General features: G+C 62.8%; 9 protein-coding genes. 4 read left to right on the forward strand and 5 right to left on the reverse strand.

What is annotated here, in order from left to right; translation table 11 throughout:
• Positions 1-31: 31 nt before the first annotated feature.
• A complete protein-coding gene (locus DUGA2_RS04155) occupies positions 32-2797 on the reverse strand; it encodes a TonB-dependent receptor (RefSeq protein WP_070267364.1) in 2766 nt (921 codons plus the stop codon).
• A 278-nt stretch (positions 2798-3075) separates the two neighbouring features.
• Here DUGA2_RS04155 and DUGA2_RS34760 point away from each other — a divergent pair, with 278 nt between their 5' ends.
• Positions 3076-4455, forward strand: a complete 1380-nt coding sequence (locus tag DUGA2_RS34760; RefSeq protein ID WP_286162303.1) for a GAF domain-containing sensor histidine kinase — start codon at positions 3076-3078, stop codon at positions 4453-4455.
• Here DUGA2_RS34760 and DUGA2_RS04165 read toward each other — a convergent pair.
• Positions 4452-6098: an NAD(P)/FAD-dependent oxidoreductase gene (locus tag DUGA2_RS04165; RefSeq protein WP_070267368.1), complete on the reverse strand. Its 1647-nt coding sequence runs from the start codon at positions 6096-6098 to the stop codon at positions 4452-4454. The two genes, DUGA2_RS34760 and DUGA2_RS04165, sit on opposite strands and share 4 nt — an antisense overlap.
• Positions 6099-7314: 1216 nt before the next feature.
• On the opposite strand from DUGA2_RS04165, the gene DUGA2_RS04170 reads away from it, so the two are divergent.
• Positions 7315-10197, forward strand: a complete 2883-nt coding sequence (locus DUGA2_RS04170; RefSeq protein ID WP_229214580.1) for a TonB-dependent receptor domain-containing protein — start codon at positions 7315-7317, stop codon at positions 10195-10197.
• A gap of 127 nt (positions 10198-10324) precedes the next feature.
• Here DUGA2_RS04170 and DUGA2_RS04175 read toward each other — a convergent pair whose 3' ends face one another.
• On the reverse strand, positions 10325-11632 hold the full coding sequence (locus DUGA2_RS04175) for an aspartyl/asparaginyl beta-hydroxylase domain-containing protein (protein WP_070267372.1): 1308 nt from the start codon (positions 11630-11632) through the stop codon (positions 10325-10327).
• Between the two features lie 145 nt (positions 11633-11777).
• Entirely contained in the window at positions 11778-12503 is a 726-nt protein-coding gene (locus tag DUGA2_RS04180; RefSeq protein WP_070267374.1) for a 16S rRNA (uracil(1498)-N(3))-methyltransferase, read from the reverse strand.
• 142 nt (positions 12504-12645) lie between these two features.
• Between DUGA2_RS04180 and tkt the strand changes: the two genes are divergently transcribed.
• Together tkt and gap are read left to right on the forward strand one after the other, a co-directional pair.
• Positions 12646-14640: a transketolase gene (gene tkt / locus DUGA2_RS04185; RefSeq protein WP_070267377.1), complete on the forward strand. Its 1995-nt coding sequence runs from the start codon at positions 12646-12648 to the stop codon at positions 14638-14640.
• A 48-nt stretch (positions 14641-14688) separates the two neighbouring features.
• A complete protein-coding gene (gap, locus tag DUGA2_RS04190; RefSeq protein WP_008445703.1) occupies positions 14689-15699 on the forward strand; it encodes a type I glyceraldehyde-3-phosphate dehydrogenase in 1011 nt (336 codons plus the stop codon).
• A gap of 90 nt (positions 15700-15789) precedes the next feature.
• Here the strand turns inward: gap and DUGA2_RS04195 are convergent, their stop codons facing one another.
• Entirely contained in the window at positions 15790-18711 is a 2922-nt protein-coding gene (locus DUGA2_RS04195) for a TonB-dependent siderophore receptor (RefSeq protein ID WP_070267379.1), read from the reverse strand.
• Positions 18712-18724: the final 13 nt, after the last annotated feature.

The raw sequence follows: 18724 nt of genomic DNA on the forward strand, positions 1-18724 counted from the left end.
GTCGCATGCGCACACGGGGCGTTTTAACCGCTTACTTGAACTTGTAGCCGGCGGTCACGTAGACCAAGCGGCCACGTGGATCGTACTGGTTGATGTCGTAGCCGGACTGGAACTGATTGGTCACAGCGGTGCCAATCGGGTCAGGCTGCTTGTCGAACAGGTTCTTGATGCCCAGGGCCAGCGTCAGGTTCTTGATGCCGCGCCAGGTGACGTTGGCATCGTAGGTGGCTTCCGACGAGATGAACACTTTGTTGTCGTTCAGGTCGTGGCCAACCTGGTAGCCGGTGCGATAGTTCTGCACCAGGGTGGTCGACCATGGGCCCTTGCTCCAGGTACCTGCCAGCTGGTGTTTCCAACGCAGGATCACGCCGCCGTTTTGCGCGCCGATCACCGGGTTGCCGGCGCCGTCGACGATGGTGCCGACCTTGTGCGAGACGTCGCCGCCCGGGCTGGTCTGGTCGAAGGTATCCATGTAGGTACCGTTCAGGTTGGCTTCCAGCTTGCCGAAGCTGAAGTTGTCCTTCCAGTTGGCCGACAGGTCCAGGCCCTGCACGTTGGCGTTGCCGGTGTTGGCCAGCGTCTGCTTGATGCTGACGATGTCGTTGCCGTTCAGCGTCACCAGGCCTGCGTAGGCTGGGTCGCCGGCGCGGAAGCGCGATACGACTTCTTGCGCCGACGGCGTCGCCAGGATGTCGCGGATGTTGATGTTGAAGAAGTCAACACCGATGCTGGCGGTCGATACCGGCTGCCATACGGCGCCGAACGAGTACTGCTTCGACTTCTCAGGCTTCAGGTTGGGATTGCCGCCCGACAGAGCATTGACTTGCAGACCGGTTTGCTTGGTCGCCGGGTCGTTGAACTGCTCGGAAGTGCCCAGCGTCTGCGGCTGCCACAGGTCGATCAGCGACGGTGCGCGGAAGCCGGTGCCGTACGAGCCGCGCAGCAGGAAGGTCTTGATCGGCTGCCAGCGGACATTGCCTTTCCAGTTGGCCGAGTTGCCGACGTCGTCGTAGTGGTCGTCGCGCACGGCCAGGTTGGCTTCCAGCGTCTTCGTCAGCGGGATGCTCAGTTCGCCGAATGCCGAGTTGACGGTGCGGTCGCGGTCGACCGGCTTGACCGAGCCGCCCAGGCCGGAGATGTCGCCCGACTGGTAGGCCTCGCTTGGATTGGTGGTGTAGTTCTCTTTGCGCGACTGGGCGCCCAGCGCGTACTGCGGGGTGATGCCGGCGATGGTCCAGAAGTCGCCGGTGATCTTGGCGTCGAAGGAGTCGCTGGTCGATTTGGCCGACAGGAAGTCGCCGCTGAATGCCGCGCCTTTCAGCTGGTCAGCCAGGGCGCCGGTTTGCACGCCGCCTGCCGCCCATGGGTTCCAGTTGCTGTTGTTGATGATCTTGGCGTAGGCCACTTGCGAGAAGTAGCCGGTGGTCACAGCGCTGTTCAGCTTGGACTCGTTGTGGGTCAGCGCCACTTCGTAGTCGACCGCGCCGATGGTGCCCTTGGCGCCAACGACCACGCGCGCCTGCTTGGCGGTGTCCACGTTCTGGCGTGGACCGAAGTCGAACACGCGCGAGGTGATCGACAGCGGCTTGCCGATCAGCGAGCTGAAGCCCTGGCTTTGCAGGTAAGGCACGGCGATCGACTGGTAGGCCGGGTTGCTCGGGAACAGCAGCAGTGCCGCGTCCACGCCCTGCTTGGCGAACTCGCCGTCGGTCTCGAAGAAGCTGGCGCGCGCCGGCGAGGCCTGGTAGGTCTGGGTGACTTTGCTCTGCGAGTACAGCACGTCGCCGAACAGCTGGTGCTTGTCGTTGATCTGGTAGCTCAGGTTGCCGGTCAGGTTGAACAGTTCGCGATCAGGCGTCAGGCCGACGTCCGGGCCCGAATCGTAGTAGCAGTAAGGCGAACCCATGGCGCCGCCTTGCAGCGTGCCCATCTTGATGGTGCCGCACTTGTCGCCGATGGCCAGCGGGTTGCCGTAGCCCGAACCGCCCGAGCTGAAGCCTGCGTCAGGGCCTTTGCCTGGCGTGAACGAACCCTGGATGTTGCCCAGGCCGGTCGCCGTGCCGTTGTAGTAAGGCAGCTTGGTCGAGGTGGCCGCGTAGTCGCGGTCACGGCCGAACAAGGCTTTTTCTTTTTCGTAGGAACCCGACAGCACCACGTTCAGCTTGTCGGTGTTGTAGCCGCCGGTGATCGAGGCCTTGCTGTTCTGGCCGCCGCCGCTGTGCGTAGGCGAGGCGTAGCCGCCGGTGATTTCCACGCCGTCGGTCTGCTTGGACAGGATGAAGTTGACCACGCCGGCCACCGCATCGCTGCCGTACACGCCGGAAGCGCCGTCTTTCAGCACTTCGACGCGCTCGATGGCGGCCAGCGGGATGACGTTGACGTTGACGGAGGCGCCGTCGCTGCCGGCAAACGCCGCCAGGCGGCGGCCGTTGACCAGCACCAGGGTGCGGGTCGAGCCCAGGCCGCGCAGCGAGATCGACGACAGGCCGCCGGTCGAGGTGCCGGCGCCGGTGGCGTTGCTGGTACCGCCCGCCGAGGAGAAGGCCGAGATCGATTGCAGCAACTCTTCGGTGCTGGTGGCGCCGGTACGGGCGATGTCCGCCTTGGTGACGACTTGCACCGGCAGCGAGGTTTCAGCGTCGACGCGCTTAACCGACGAACCGGTGATTTCCACGCGCTGTATAACAGGGGTATCCTGTGCAAATACTGGCTGGGTCAGCAGGCCTGCACCGATCAGTGCGGCGCCGCCCGAAAACATCAGGCGCAGTGAACGCGAAATTACAGTTTCCATCATCATGCTTTTGAACTCCTGGCGAGGTACGGATTGATACTTTGTCATTGAAAATTTCACAATGAATAATCTATCTATAAAATTATTCTGGCGGTCATCAGACCACCTGGGCCGTTCATGGTCAATCGGAGCTCTGTAACAACAATGAAATAAACAACACTTTTCGCGGTTATTTCAAAAAAAGACGACTTATTTACACAAAAATACAAAGTTTTTGGTTGTTTATAGCCGAGACGTGCTAAGCACGCGGCGAACGTTCAACCATGTTCATGCGAGCCGAGGGTATGATGAGTGACGACAAGTTATTGGCCGAACAAGCGACACCGCTGCCGTTGTTTGGCGCCGAGGATGGCCGGACGCTGGCCGAGGCGGCCTTGCGTTCGATCACGGCCTCGACCGCGCGGGTGCGCGGCGACGACTTCCTGCGCATCCTGGTGCACGACCTGGCGCGGGCGCTGGATGTCACCTATGTGATCGCCGGCCGGGTGATCGTCATGGAGGACGGCCAGGAAGGCATCCGCACGCTGGCCGTGTGGGGCGGCGCCGACTACCTGCCGAACATGGAATACAGCCTGCTGCACACGCCCTGCCAGGATGTCACCGACCAGAGCATGTGTTTCCACGCCTGCGGCATCCAGGCCGATTATCCGAAGGACACGCTGCTGGTCGACATGCGGGCGGAAAGCTATATCGGCATGCCGATGATCGATACCGAAGGCCGCACGCTGGGCATCCTGTCGGCCATCGACACCAAGCCGATGTCGGACGACAAGCGCTTGCTGGCGCTGTCGCTGCTGTCGATCTTTGCCGCGCGCGGCGCGGCCGAGTTGCAGCACCAGGAGCGCGAGCAGGTGCTGGAGCACAAGGTCCAGCAGCGCACCGAGGCCTTGCGGGCGGCGCAGACCATTTTGATCGAGCAGGAAAAGATGGCGGCGCTGGGCGCGCTGGTGGCGGGCGTGGCGCACGAGGTCAACACGCCGATCGGCGTGGCGGTGACGGCGGCGTCGACCTTGAGCAGCTATGCGGCCGAACTGGCCAAGTGCGTGTCGGGCGAGCGCGTCAGCCGCTCCGAGCTGGTGGCGACCGCCCAGCGCATGCAGGAGGCGGCCTTGCTGGTGGAGCGCAACCTGCTGCGCGCCGCCGACCTGATCGGCAACTTCAAGCAGCTGGCGGTGGACCAGGGCAGCTTGCACGTCACCACGCTGGCGCTGCTGGAGCATGCGCAGAGCGTGGTGTCGGCGCACGGCCCGGCGTTGCGCAAGAGCGGCATCACGGTGGTGCTCGATATCGCGCCGGAGTTGCGGGTCCGGCTGGATCCGGGGCGCTGGTCGCAGGTGCTGTCGAATCTGTTGATGAACAGCGCCAAGCACGCGTATCCCGACGGCGGCCCTGGCGTGGTGACGCTGGGGGCGCGCATGGCGCAGGTCGATGGCCTGCGCTGCCTGTTGCTGGAGTTTGCCGACGACGGTGCCGGCATGACGAAGGAAGTGCGGGAGCGCCTGTTCGAACCCTTCTTCACCACCAAGCGCGGGCAGGGCGGCTCGGGGCTGGGCATGCACATCGTCTACACGATCATGCAGCAGATGGGCGGGCAGGCGGCGGTCGAGGCTTGCCAGAGCGGCAGCCGCATCAAGCTGCGGCTGCCGGCTCCGGAGCAGGCTTAAGGCTTGGGCTGCTGGTCGGCGGCCATCGACAGGGCCACGGCCTCGGCCACCTTGATGCCGTCGACGCCGGCCGACAGGATGCCGCCCGCGTAGCCGGCGCCTTCGCCGGCCGGGAACAGGCCGCGCGTGTTCAGGCTTTGCAGCGTGTCGTCGCGGCGCTTGATGCGGATCGGCGACGAGGTGCGCGTTTCCAGCCCGGTCAGCACGGCGTCGTGCTTGAAGTAGCCCTTGACCTGCTTGTCGAACGCCGGGAAGGCTTCGCGCAGCGCCGTCACGGCGAACTCCGGCAGGATGGCCGCCAGGTCGGTCAGGTGCACGCCCGGTTTGTACGACGGCACCACGCTGCCGAATTCGGTCGAGGCGCGGCCGGCGACGAAGTCGCCCATCAGCTGGCCCGGCGCGTTGTAGGTGCCGCCGCCCAGTTCGAACGCCTTCTCTTCCAGGCGGCGCTGGAATTCGATGCCGGCCAGCGGGTGGCCCGGGTAGTCGACTTCCGGCGAGATATTGACCACGATGGCGCTGTTGGCGTTGCGTTCGTTGCGCGAATACTGGCTCATGCCGTTGGTGACGACCCGGCCCGGCTCGGACGCGGCCGCCACCACCGTGCCGCCCGGGCACATGCAGAAGCTGTAGACCGCGCGGCCGTTGGAAGCGTGGTGCACCAGCTTGTAGTCGGCCGCGCCGAGGATGGGGTGGCCGGCGTTGGGGCCGAAGCGGCAGGTGTCGATCAGCGATTGCGGGTGTTCGACGCGGAAGCCGATCGAGAATGGTTTCGCTTCGATGTAGACGCCGCGCCGGTGCAGCATCTCGAAGGTGTCGCGCGCGCTGTGGCCGACCGCCAGCACCACGTGGTTGGTGACGATCTTCTCGCCGCTCTCCAGCGTCAGGCCGCGCACCTGGCCGCCGTCCGCGCCTTGCTCGATCTCGATGTCGACCACCTTGTTTTCGAAGCGGTACTCGCCGCCCATCTGCTCGATGTTGGCGCGCATCTGCTCGACCATCTTCACCAGGCGGAAGGTGCCGATGTGCGGCTTGCTGACGTAAATGATTTCCTCCGGCGCGCCGGCCTTGACGAACTCGGTCAGCACCTTGCGGCCGTAGTGTTTCGGATCCTTGATCTGGCTGTACAGCTTGCCGTCCGAGAAGGTGCCGGCGCCGCCTTCGCCGAACTGCACGTTCGACTCCGGGTTCAGCTCGCGCTTGCGCCAGAAGCCGAAGGTGTCGACGGTGCGCTCGCGCACCTGCTTGCCGCGTTCGAGGATGATGGGACGCAAGCCCATCTGCGCCAGGATCAGCGCCGCGAACAGGCCGCAGGGCCCGGTGCCGATGACCACCGGGCGCGGGTTGCGGTCGTGGCCGGCCAGCTGCTCGCCGTGGGCGACGAACTTGTACGAGGTGTCCGGCGACGGCATCAGGTGGGTGTCGTGGTGCAGGCGTTTGAGCAGCTCTGCTTCGTCCTTGACCTCGACGTCGAGCGAATAGATCAGCACGATCGCGGTTTTCTTGCGGGCGTCGTAGCTGCGTTTGAATACCGTGTAGCCGAGCAGGGCGTCGGCGGCGATGCCCAGGCGGGCCAGGATGGCGGCCGGCAGTTCGTCCTCGGTATGGTTCAGCGGGAGTTTGACTTCGTTTAATCGCAACATGGATAGCTTCCTGAGAGGGCGCTGTCTAGGCGCCATGGTCGGCGGGCCGGCGCGGCGGCGTTGCGCGCTGCTACGGTCCCGTAAAACCCCGTATTTTACCCGCATTGGCCGCCATTTGCAGCTATGTTGGCCTGGCTTGCCTTTTGAAATGCGGCAAAACGCCGTCGCGGCGAATATAAGACGCCGCGCGGGTTATTGTGGAATATTAAATTCTGCGATCCAATGCGGCAGGGCCGGACATATTATCGACCCCTAATCCGATGTTTAAATACGGATAATTAAACGCCATTGTTTTCTTATTCCTCGGGTATTTAAATATTCAGGTGGGGAATAACCAGTGGTAAATAATATGCGGTTATCAAGAAATCATGACCCGCATCGACAACTTCGTCCCGGGCAATGCACCTGCTATTGCCTTTAGGTAATCATTCACAAGTAAACAATCGTCGCATTTGTTGTTAAAAGACGACTCGCACCAAAACGGCAAGCGGCCGCTTTTAATCCGTTCAAGCGGGGAATTTGGTTTCTTTGTGGAACTTTTTTCAGGGCCGCCGAGTGCTCAAATAGATGCGATTCCGGGCAAATTGGATGTGCTTTGTTCTGGAAAGCGCGGCTTTTCCCTTGATTATCACCGGTTGGCGCTTGACGATTGAAAATTTTGGTGTACTCGCCCAGAGGGCTCCACGCTAGGACGGGAAACGTAGCAAGTTCGTTGCTTTGTTGTTTTTTGGCGAGTATTCCGTTATTTGATAGGAAATTAAAAGTGTGTTTTTGAAAACATTCTCCCGCGATCGATGGCGCGACGTGAAGCACTGTTGTACGAAGGAGACATTTCGCAAGCTTGCCAAAAAAGAATTCTTTTGCAACTCGGAGTAGATGCTTTGCCGCAACGCACCATGGCGGTGCGGAGAATCTGAGGCGGCTGGGCCGACGTTCGGGAGTGTGTAAGGTTCGTTGACAATAGTCGAGTTGCTATGTTTTTATGAACAGCGGAAAAGTTTGGCTTTATTTCATCATTGATGACGCAGCGCCGATCTTTACCCGGGGCATTGAAAGGGCAGTTGCCGGGATTTGTAGGGTTTTATCCAGACTTTATGCAAGGCCGGTAGAGGTTAAACAAAGAAATGGGTCGTTTTTACAAGCTATCCAAAAGATGCCGTTAAACGTCTAATAAACACATCCAAGGGAATACAATATAATGATCAAGGAAACAGTATTGTCTCGCTCGATCCGCCTGATGTTCGTCGGCGGGATTGCGCTGGGTATGCACGCAGCTTCCGCGCAGCAAGCGCCGGACCAGCCGCTGCAAAAAGTTGAAGTGACCGGTTCGCGTATCCCGACGCTGAACACGGAAGGCGCCAGCCCAGTGACGGTACTGAGCGCTAAAGACATCAAGATCGATGGCGTGCGCAATGTCGAAGACATGCTCAACAACCTGCCGCAAGTGTTTGCTGCCCAGGGTGCCGCGATCTCGAACGGCGCCTCCGGCACCGCAACCGCCAACCTGCGTAACCTGGGTTCCGACCGTACCCTGGTACTGGTCAACGGCAAGCGTCTGCCAGCCGGTAGCGTGAAAGATTCCGCACCGGACTTGAACGAAATCCCATCCGGCCTGATCAAGCGCGTTGAAGTGCTGACCGGCGGTGCTGGCGCGGTGTACGGCGCAGGCGCGGTGTCGGGCGTGATTAACTTCATCCTGCGCGACAACTTCGAAGGCGTGGAAGTCCAGGGCAATCTGGCCGGCTTCAACCACAAGCAGCACAACTCGGTCAGCAAAGTGGTGACGGACCGTGGCTTCCCTGTTCCAGGCAACGTCAACTTCGACGGCCGGACCAAGGATGCCAGCATCCTGATGGGTAGTAACTTCGACAACAACAAGGGTAACGCCACCTTGTTCTTCACCTACAAAGAAACCAATCCGGTTCTGCAGTCGGCACGCGATTTCTCCTCGTGCGCACTGGCTGGCGGCGATCCTAGCTTCACCTGCTCCGGTTCCGGCACCCAGGCCAGCGGCCGCGTCGGCGGTTTCACCAACGACGGCAAGGGCGGCGTACGCGCTTACAACGGCGCCACCGATGCCTACAACTTCGGTCCGCTGAACTACCTGCAGCGTCCGTCGCAGATGTACGGCTTCAACGCCCAGGCGCACTACGACATCAACGACAAGGTGCGTGTTTACCAGGAATTTGGTTTCCACAACTACTCGACCGATGCGCAAGTGGCGCCAGGCGGTATCTTCTTCGGCGTGCGCGCCACCGTCGCCGGCGACAACCCGATGCTGAGTGACGCTTGGCGCACCGCGCTGGGCCTGACCAATTCGCCAACCTCGAAGGTTACCGTCAACATCGGTAAGCGTAACGTCGAAGGCGGTCCGCGTATCAACTCGATCAACGACAACTCGTTCCGCGAAGTGCTGGGTGTCAAGGGCGAAATCAACAACTGGTCCTACGACGTCTTTGGCCAGTACGCTCGCGTCAGCCACAGCGAATCGAACACCAACTACTTCTCGCTGGCTAAGATCGCCAAGGCTTTCGACGTAGTCAACGTCGGCGGCAAGGCAACCTGCGCATCGGTCGTCAATGGTACCGATCCAGCTTGCGTACCGTACAACCTGTACGGCGGCGCGATCACCCCGGCCATGCTGAACTACCTGAACGCTTCGGGCATCGTCACCGGCTACACCCAGCAGATCATCATGGGCGGTAACATCGGCTCCGACTTGGGCGTGTACGGCATCAAGTCGCCATGGTCGAGCAACGGTATCGGCGTGTCGTTCGGTGTAGAGCGTCGTGCCGAGAAACTGGTCTTCCGTCCGGATGACACCAGCCTGTCGGGTGACCTGTCCGGCGCCGGCGGCGCATCGCCTCCGCTGGTTGGCGGCTACTCGGTCAAGGAAGTGTTCGCCGAGACCCGCGTTCCGCTGCTGGAGAAAAAACCGTTTGCTGATTCGCTGGATCTGTCGGGTTCGTTCCGTCGTTCCGAATACAGCACCGACCGCAGCGCCAACACCTATGGTGTAGGCGTGGACTGGGCCCCGGTGGCGGATCTGGTACGTGTACGCGGCAGCTATCAGCGCGCCGTTCGTGCTCCTACCATTCCTAACCTGTACAACCCGCAATCGATCGGCAACAACGGTCCTGCGGTCGACCCGTGCGAAGGCGCGAAACCGACTGCCAGCGCCGCTGCTTGCGCCAACACCGGCGTCACCGCTGCCCAGTATGGTCATATCGAGAAAAATACGGCCAACCAGCACTCCAGCCTGACCGGTGGTAATCCTAATCTGGCGCCGGAAGAAGGTACGACCTACACCATGGGCCTGGTGCTGAACCCGATCAAGAACCTGACCGTCACCCTGGACGCGTTCAAGATCGACATCAAGAACACCATCTCGAACGTCGATCCTTCGGTTGCTCTGACCCAGTGTTTGACCACTGCCAGCCCAACCTTCTGCGCGCTGATCAAGCGTGACGCACAGGGCAGCCTGTGGTTGTCGCCTAACGGTCCTCTGGGCTACGTGACGGCTACCAACGCCAACATCGGTTCGGTCAGCACTTCCGGCCTGGATCTGGGCGCCGCCTACGTGATGCGTGCCGGCACTGCCGGTACCTTCAACTTCAACATGAACGGCACCTACATGCGTTCGTCGACGGTTGAGAACGTACCTGGCCTGGGTTCGTATGACTGCAAAGGTTACTTCGGTCCTACTTGCGGTACTCCTACCCCGGAATGGCGTCACAAGGCCCGCGTGACCTGGTCGACTCCTTGGAAATTCGACGTGTCGGCGACCTGGCGTTATGTCGGTTCGACCAAGCAGGAAGGCCTGAGCAGCGACAGCCAACTGGCTGCCGATCCGGACAGCCTGCCAGCGAAGATCGAAGATCATCTGGCCGTGCGTAACTACTTCGACCTGAACGTTCAGTATCCGATCACCAAGAAGATCAGCCTGAGCGCCGGTATCAACAACCTGTTCGATAAAGATCCACCGATCGTGTCGACCCTGGTGACTGCTGCTGCCGGTTCGGCTAACGGTAACGGCTACCCACAGGTTTACGACTCGCTGGGTCGCTTCATCTACCTGAACCTGACCGCGCGCTTCTAATCTGATTAGTCGCCAGCGTTCTATCGAAACGGCACCTTCGGGTGCCGTTTTTTTATGGCCGCGCGCCTTGCCGCTGGGCGAAAAAAAACGGCGCCCGCAGGCGCCGTCGTGGCGGAGCGCGCGGCCGTCAGAGGTCGAAGCCGCCCTGCTGGCCGCGGAAGCTGTTGATGCCGTCGGTCAGCGCGGTGATCATCGCGCGCTCGGCCTGCGACAGCTGCGGATGCCAGATGTCGAAGATCAAGACCACGCGCAGCTGCTCGCTGTCGTTCCAGGCTTCGTGCTCGATGGTGTCGTCGAAGACCCAGGCTTTGCCCGGCACCCACTCGCGCGTCTCATTGCCGACGCGGAAGCCGCAGCCCGGCGGCACGATCAGCGGCAGGTGCGTCACCAGGCGGGCGTTGCTGACGCCGACGTGGGCGGGGATGCGGGTCTTGGGCTTGAGCAGCGAGAACATCGCGGTCGGCGTGCGGCCGGGCTGGTCGGGCTGCGGGGCGCCGCCCAGCAGCGCCATGGTGCGCGGGCACTGCGCGGCGTTGGCCGGCACCGGTACGCCATCCTTGAGCAGGTGGAAGGCGCTCCAGCGCGGCGAGTTGTTCAACTCGGCAAACTGGTTGTGCGGCACGTCGGCGGCGTAGGTCAGGTAGGGCGTGAAGCCGTCCTCGGCCTGCAGCACTTGCAGGAACTCGTCGCGGATGGCGTCGGTGCCGGCCTCGATCGCGTCCAGCCACGGGAATTGCTCGCGCGGCAGGAAGGCTTGCGGCAGCAGGCCGGGGTAGTGGTACATCATCGATTCGGACTCGTAGCGGCGCTTGCGGCGCACCATCAAGTCCACCGATTCGCGGAAGCGGCGCAAGTCTTCGCCAGCGTACTGCCGGTATTGCTGCTCGAGGAAGCGGTCCAGGAAGCGGCCGTAGCCGGCGTGGTACTGGTCGACATACTGCATCGCGTGCTGGACGGCGTCGCGCATGCCGGGGTCGAGCTGGTCGGCCGGCGGCGCCACCGAGGCCACCGCGCCATACACCGAGGCCGACTGGTGGGTGTTGCCTTGCCGTTCCAGCAGGTTGGCGCGCAGGATCAGCGCCACTATATTAGAGGGCTCGGCCACCAGTGCGTTGTGGATGGCGGTTTCTTCGGCTTTCTCGTCCTGCTGGCGCTGGCAGGCCAGCGCCAGGCTGATCCAGCTTTGCGGATCGTCGGGAGCGGCCTGCGCCAGGCGTTCGAAGGCGCGGCGCGCGGTGGCGACGTCGTTGTAGCGGAAGGCGCGCTTGCCCAGGGAGCTCAGGGCCAGCACGTGGGCCGGTTGCAGTTCCAGGATGCGCGCCCACATGCGGCCGGCGTCCTCTTCCTGGCCGGCTTGCGTTGCCCTGATGGCGGCCGCCTCCAGGGCGGCGATTTCAGCTTGCGCCGTATGCGGTGAGGGCGGGGAGGTGATCATTTCTGTGTTGGCGAGTTGACAGGGAAGCTTTGTTGCCTGTCAAAAAATTATAGCCCGCCCACCTTGCCCCCAGAGGCAAGGGTCGCATGAAACTAGATCAAGTGTTGGAATTTTGCATCATTGTGTTACATTCCGCCGCACGATGTTACATGCCGCCCCACAGACCGCTCAACACGGCCACGGCCGACAGGCCGGCGGTCTCGGTGCGCAGGATGCGCGGGCCCATCGCCAGCGGCAGGGCGCCGTGCTGGGTCGCCAGGTGTTCCTCGGCGTCGCTGAGGCCGCCCTCGGGGCCGATCACCAGCGTCACCGCCTGCGGGCTCTGGTGGCGGGCCCAGTCGGCCAGCGACTGTTCGGCGCGCGGCGTCAGGATGATGCGGCGGTGCATGTCCTGCTGGGTGATCCACTGCTTGTAGTCTTGCAGCGGCGCCAGCTGGGCCAGGCGGTTGCGGCCGCTCTGCTCGGAGGCCGAGGCGATGATGCCCTGCCAGTGCGCCATCTTCTTTTCCGCCCGCTCGGCCGACAGCCGCACCACGCAGCGCTGCGCCGCCAGCGGCTGCACGCCGGACACGCCCAGCTCGATCGCCTTTTCGATGATCCAGTCCATCTTGCTGGCCTCGGGCAGGGCCTGGGCCAGCGTGACGCCGAACGGCAGCTCGACCTCGCGCGGCTGGTGCGTCTTGATCTCGACGCTGACGTGGCGCTTGCCGATCTCGCTCAGCGTGGCGCCGTACTCGCCGCCTTCGCCGTTGAACAGCGTCACCAGCTCGCCCTGGGCCAGGCGCAGCACCTGGATGTGGTGGGCCACGGCCTCGGGCAGGCTGACGAGCTGGCCGATGGCCAGAGCTTGGGCGATATAAAAGCGGGGCATGCGCGTATCCGGTCGGTTTGAGTTCCGCAATTTTAAATGGTCGACGCCTCGGTCTGGTAAAATAATGGGTTCAGCAAGTGAGCAGCACCGACAGGCAGCATCCCATTGCCCCCAGTTTCCATACTTTCGTGATAGACCGACGATGACTTCTACGCTCCCCACCACCCAAATGGCCAACGCGATCCGCGCGCTGGCAATGGACGCCGTCCAGAAGGCCAATTCCGGCCACCCAGGCATGCCGATGGGCATGGCCGAAATCGCCGTTGCGCTGTGGAGTGGCCATTACAGCCACAACCCGGCCAACCCGAAGTGGGTGAACCGCGACCGCTTCCTGCTGTCCAACGGCCACGGCTCGATGCTGCACTACGCGCTGCTGCACCTGTCCGGCTACGCGGTGAGCATGGACGACATCAAGTCCTTCCGCCAGATGCACTCGAAAACCCCGGGCCACCCGGAAGTCGACATCACCCCGGGCGTGGAAACCACCACCGGTCCGCTGGGCCAGGGTATCGCCAACGCGGTCGGCATGGCGCTGTCCGAGTACCTGCTCGCTGCCGAGTTCAACAAGCCTGGCTTTGACGTCGTCAACCACTACACCTACGCCTTCGTCGGCGACGGCTGCCTGATGGAAGGCATCTCGCACGAAGTGTGCGCGCTGGCCGGCACCCTGGGCCTGAACAAGCTGATCGCGCTGTACGACGACAACGGCATCTCCATCGACGGCAAGGTCGAAGGCTGGTTCACCGACGACACCCCGGCTCGTTTCGAAGCCTACGGCTGGAACGTGATCCGCGCGGTCGACGGCCACGATGTCGCCGCCGTGTCGGCCGCCATCGCCGCGGCCAAGACCTCCAGCAAGCCGACCCTGATCTGCTGCAAGACCATCATCGGCAAGGGTTCGCCCAACCTGCAAGGCGGCGACAAGGTGCACGGCGCCGCGCTGGGCGACAAGGAAATCGCCGCCGTCCGCGAATACATCGGCTGGAGCGCCGCGCCGTTCGAGATCCCTGCCGACATCTACGCCGCATGGGACGCCAAGTCCGCCGGCGCCAAGCTGGAAGCCGACTGGGCCGCGACCTTCGCCGCCTACAGCGCACAGTTCCCGACCGAAGCCGCCGAACTGACCCGCCGCATGAACGGCGAGCTGCCAGCGGCCTTCGACGCCGCGCTGGCCGCCGGCATCGCCGCCTGCGTCGAGAAGAAAGAAAACATCGCCACCCGCAAGGCCAGCCAGAACGCCATCCAGGCGCTGGCGCCGGTGCTGCCGGAATTCCTGGGCGGCTCGGCCGACCTGACCGGTTCCAACCTGACCAACTGGAAAGAGTGCATCGCGCTGCGTTCCGGCAAGCCGGGCAACCACATCAACTACGGCGTGCGCGAATTCGGCATGTCGGCGATCATGAACGGCGTCGCCCTGCACGGCGGCTACATCCCGTTCGGCGCCACCTTCCTGACCTTCTCGGACTACAGCCGCAACGCGCTGCGCATGGCCGCGCTGATGAAGCAGCGTTCGCTGTTCGTGTTCACCCACGATTCGATCGGCCTGGGCGAAGACGGCCCGACCCACCAGTCGGTCGAGCACGTCTCGTCGATGCGCCTGATCCCCAACCTGGACAACTGGCGTCCATGCGACACCGTCGAATCGATGGTGGCATGGGGCGCGGCGGTCAAGCGCAAGGATGGCCCGTCGACGCTGATCTTCTCGCGCCAGAACCTGCCGTACCAGGAACGCAGCGCCCAGCAGATCGCCGACGTCGCCCGCGGCGGCTACGTGCTGAGCGAAGTGGCCGGCGCCAAGGTCACGCTGATCGCCACCGGTTCCGAAGTCGAGCTGGCCGTGGCCGCCGCTTCCGCGCTGGCCGCGGAAGGCATCGCCGCGCGCGTGGTGTCGATGCCGTCGACCGATGTGTTTGACCGTCAGGACGCCGCCTACAAGGCCAGCGTGCTGACCAAAGGCTTGCCGCGCGTTGCGATCGAAGCCGGCGTGACCGATTTCTGGTACAAATACGTCGGTCTGGAAGGCGCAGTGGTCGGCATCGATACCTTCGGTGAGTCGGCTCCGGCAGGCGTGCTGTTCAAGCACTTCGGCTTCACGGTGGAAAACGTCGTGGCGAAAGTCAAATCTGTCATTGCATAATCTATAATTGCTTGTTGCATTACCTATTTTTCTAATCAGGAGCATAGTATGACGATCAAAGTTGCAATCAATGGCTACGGCCGCATCGGCCGCAATGTGCTGCGCGCTTTCTACGAAGGCGGCAAGAAACAGGACATCCAGATCGTTGCGATCAACGACCTGGGCGATGCCAAGTCGAACGCCCACCTGACCCGCTACGACACCGCCCACGGCAAGTTCCCGGGCACCGTGACCGTAGACGGCGACAATATGATCGTGAATGGCGACGTGATTCGCGTGTTCGCGCAGCGCAACCCTGCGGAAATCCCATGGGGCGAGCTGGGCGTGGACGTGGTGCTGGAGTGCACCGGCTTCTTCACCACCAAAGAGAAAGCTTCGGCTCACTTGAAGGGCGGCGCCAAGAAAGTCATCATCTCGGCACCGGGCGGCAAGGACGTCGACGCCACCATCGTGTACGGCGTGAACCAGCACGTGCTGAAGTCCACCGACACCGTGATCTCGAACGCTTCGTGCACCACCAACTGCCTGGCCCCGCTGGTCAAGCCGCTGAACGACGCCATCGGCGTGGAAACCGGCCTGATGACCACCGTGCACGCCTACACCAACGACCAGGTGCTGTCGGACGTGATGCACGAAGACCTGCGCCGCGCCCGTTCGGCCACCATGAGCATGATCCCGACCAAGACCGGCGCCGCCGCCGCGGTCGGCCTGGTGCTGCCTGAGCTGAACGGCAAGCTGGACGGTTTCGCGATCCGCGTGCCGACCATCAACGTGTCGCTGGTCGACCTGTCGTTCATCGCCAAGCGCGACACGACCGTGGACGAAGTCAATGCGCTGATGAAGGCCGCCGCTGAAGGCGCGCTGAAAGAAGTGCTGACCTACCAGACCGAACCGCTGGTGTCGATCGACTTCAACCACAACCCGGCGTCGTCGAACTTCGACTCGACCCTGACCAAAGTGTCGGGCCGCCTGGTCAAGGTCTCGTCGTGGTACGATAACGAGTGGGGCTTCTCGAACCGCATGCTGGACACCACCGTTGCACTGATGACCGCCAAGTAATTCAGGTCTTCAAATAAAAAAGCCCCCATCGGCCTGAACGCGCTCAAGAGCGCGCTCAGTGCAGATGGGGGCTTTTTTTATGCGCCGAAATTACAGCGTACCGCGCACGCCCAGGTAGAAGCGGCGGCCGATCGGATCGTACACGCTGGCATTGGTTTCCGTGCCAGTGGTATTGCCAGGCAAGCCGCTGATGATGGGGGCGGGCTTGGTGTTGAAGGCATTGTCGATACCCAGATAGAGCTCGATCTTCTTCGCCACGTCATAGGTGAACTGGAAGTCGTTGTAGGTCTTGGAACCCACTTTGACCGAGCCCGGCTGCAGCTTGTTGGTAAGCAGGAACTGATCGTTCAGTGCGCCGGAACCGGTGTACGAGGTCGTCATGTGGGCGCCGAACTTGTTCCATTTGTACGCCAGGTTGATGACGGCCTTGTTGCGGGCGTAACCGACTTCGCCGACGCTGTAGTCGCGGTCGGCGTCCTGCTGCGGACGCTCCCAGAAGTCCTTCAGGTAGGTGTAGGCAACGTTCGCGCTCAGGCGGCCAGGGCCGACGTAGTCCGACCACGACGCCGTGATGTCGATGCCTTCGGTGGCTTTGCCGCCGGAGTTCAGGTACAGGCTGTCGACATACTTCAGCGCGCCGACGCTGGAATCGCCGACGGTGGCGGTGCGGCGCGTGACGTACTTGCAGTAGGCCGCATCGCCGGTGTAGCACTGGTTCAGCGTGTACTGGCGGTCCGACAGCAGGATCGCATCCGAGATCTTGATGTTGAAGTAGTCGGCCGTGAAGGTGAATTTGCTCAGCATCGGGATCGAGCGCGGGGTCAGCACCACGCCGACAGTGGTCGAACGTCCTTGTTCCGCTTTCAGGCCCGGGTTGCCGCTGTCGTAGCCGCTGACGCCTTGCAGGTCGGGCTGGGTCAGCACGACCTTGCCGTTGGCCGCGATGTTGGCGCGCACGTATGGATTGGCACGGCAGCCGGCGTCGTATTTGCCGGTCGAGGTGGCGGTCACGCCTTCGCACGGGTCGGACACGTCGGGGAAGGTCTGGCTAGGCGCCGTGTACAGTTCGTTGATGTTCGGCGCGCGGGTCGAGGTGGCGCGCGTCGCGCGGAACTTGATGTCCGAGGTCGGCGCCCATTCCAGGCCGGCGTTCCAGCTGTTGGTGTTGCCCACGGTCGAGTAGTGGCCGTTGCGGAAGGCGCCGTTGAAGGCCAGCGACTTGGCGAACGGCTGGTCTTTCAGCAGCGGCACGCGGGTTTCGATGAAGAACTCGCGCACATGGTAGCCGCCTTCGGTCGGCGGCAGCGCGTTGCCTGCGTTCAGGCCGGCCTGGGTCAAGGGATCGGGCACCGCGCTCGATTGCTCGTCGCGCCATTCGAAGCCGGCCGCCCAGCCGATCTTACCGGCCGGCAGGTCGAAGTACTCGCCGCTGATCGAACCGCCCGCCAGTTTCTGCGTGATCGAGGTGGTCAGCGAGCCTGGCGCGATCACGTATTTCAACGCTTCCGGGCTGACCGTGTTGTAGCCGAACAGATTGATCGGCACGCAACCGAAGGCGCGGGCGTTGGCATCGGCGCAGATGGCGTCGGTGGTGCTGCCGTTGCGGTTGACGTCGTTGCCGTCGGGGATGGCTTCCAGCGCGTTGCGGAAGTTCAGCACATTGACCTGGCCGGACGAGTTTTGCGCTTCCTTGGTCTTGCCGTAGGCGATGTAGGTATCGTAGGTCCAGTCGCCGACGCTGCCCTTCAGGCCGGTGGCCAGGCGGAAGGTGTCGCGGTCGGCGGTCTGGGTGCGGCTGCCCACTTCGGACATGCGGCGCGTGAAGCTGTAGTCGCGCAGGCCGTCGCCATCCTTGTCGGTGATGCGGTCGTACAGGTATTGCGGCACCAGCGGATTGCGCACCGCCTTGCCGTTGACCATGGTCTCGGCCGGCACCAGGCCCTCCGAGGCTTTGTAGATATCGTCCGAACCCAGGCCGAACGGTTCGGTGTTGGTGCGGGTCTTGGACGAGGCGAAGTTACCTTCGAAGAAGGCGCTGACCTTGTCGTTGATCGCATAGTTGCCGGTGGTGGCGAACAGGAAGCGTTCGGTCGGGATCGCGATGGTGCGGAAGGCAGAACGGTTGAAGCCGGTCGCGGCCTGGCCGTTGCCGCCGTTGGTGTTCCACGGAATGATGTTGCCGGCGCGGTCGTAGGTGAAGTCCTCTTCGTCGCCGGTGAAGTGGCCCTGCGGCGCGAACGACGACAGATTGGGAACCGGGATGAAGGCGTCGCTGGCCTTCTTGGTCTTGGGCAGTTTCGAGGTCTGGTCGTTGGCCGAGATGGCGCGGTCGCGCGAGAATACCGCGCCCTGCTTGGAGTAGCCGAAGTGGCCCATGACATTGCTGGCGCCGTCGGCGCTGGAGGTGCCGAAGGTCAGCGACAGTTTTTTCTTGAAGTCGTCGCCTTCCGAGCTGCGGCCGGTCGAGGCGTCGAACAGCAGGCCGTTGAAGTTGCGCTTCAGGATGATGTTGACCACGCCGGCCACCGCGTCCGAACCGTAGGTGGCGGAGGCGCCGCCGGTCAGCAGTTCGACGCGTTCGATGAAGTCGGTAGGAATGGTGTTCAGGTCGACCGCGGTGTCGCCCGGCACGCCGGACACGAAGCGGCGGCCGTTGACCAGCACCAGGGTGCGCGAATCGCCCAGGTTGCGCAGGTTGACGGTGGACACGCCGGCGCTGGAGGTCACGAAGTTCGAGTTGGTGCGGCTCAGGCTAGGCGTCCCCATGGTCGGATTTTTCTGCAGCAAGTCTTGCAGCGTGGTCGCGCCGGAGGCGGCAATGTCGGCCGACGACAGGATCTGCAGCGGCGATGGCGATTCCGCACCCGGTGACGAGATGCGGGAACCGGTGATCTGGACCTTCTGGATACTGTCTGTCGCAGCTTCTTGCGCGTGCGCGGCCTGTAAGCCAAGCGCCAGTCCGCCGACGCAGATCATGCGTACGGAACGGGACAACGTTGTTTCTTTGATCATTACCAACTCCTCC

The sequence above is a fragment of the Duganella sp. HH101 genome (genome assembly GCF_001758795.1).
Lineage (GTDB): Bacteria > Pseudomonadota > Gammaproteobacteria > Burkholderiales > Burkholderiaceae_D > Rugamonas > Rugamonas rivuli.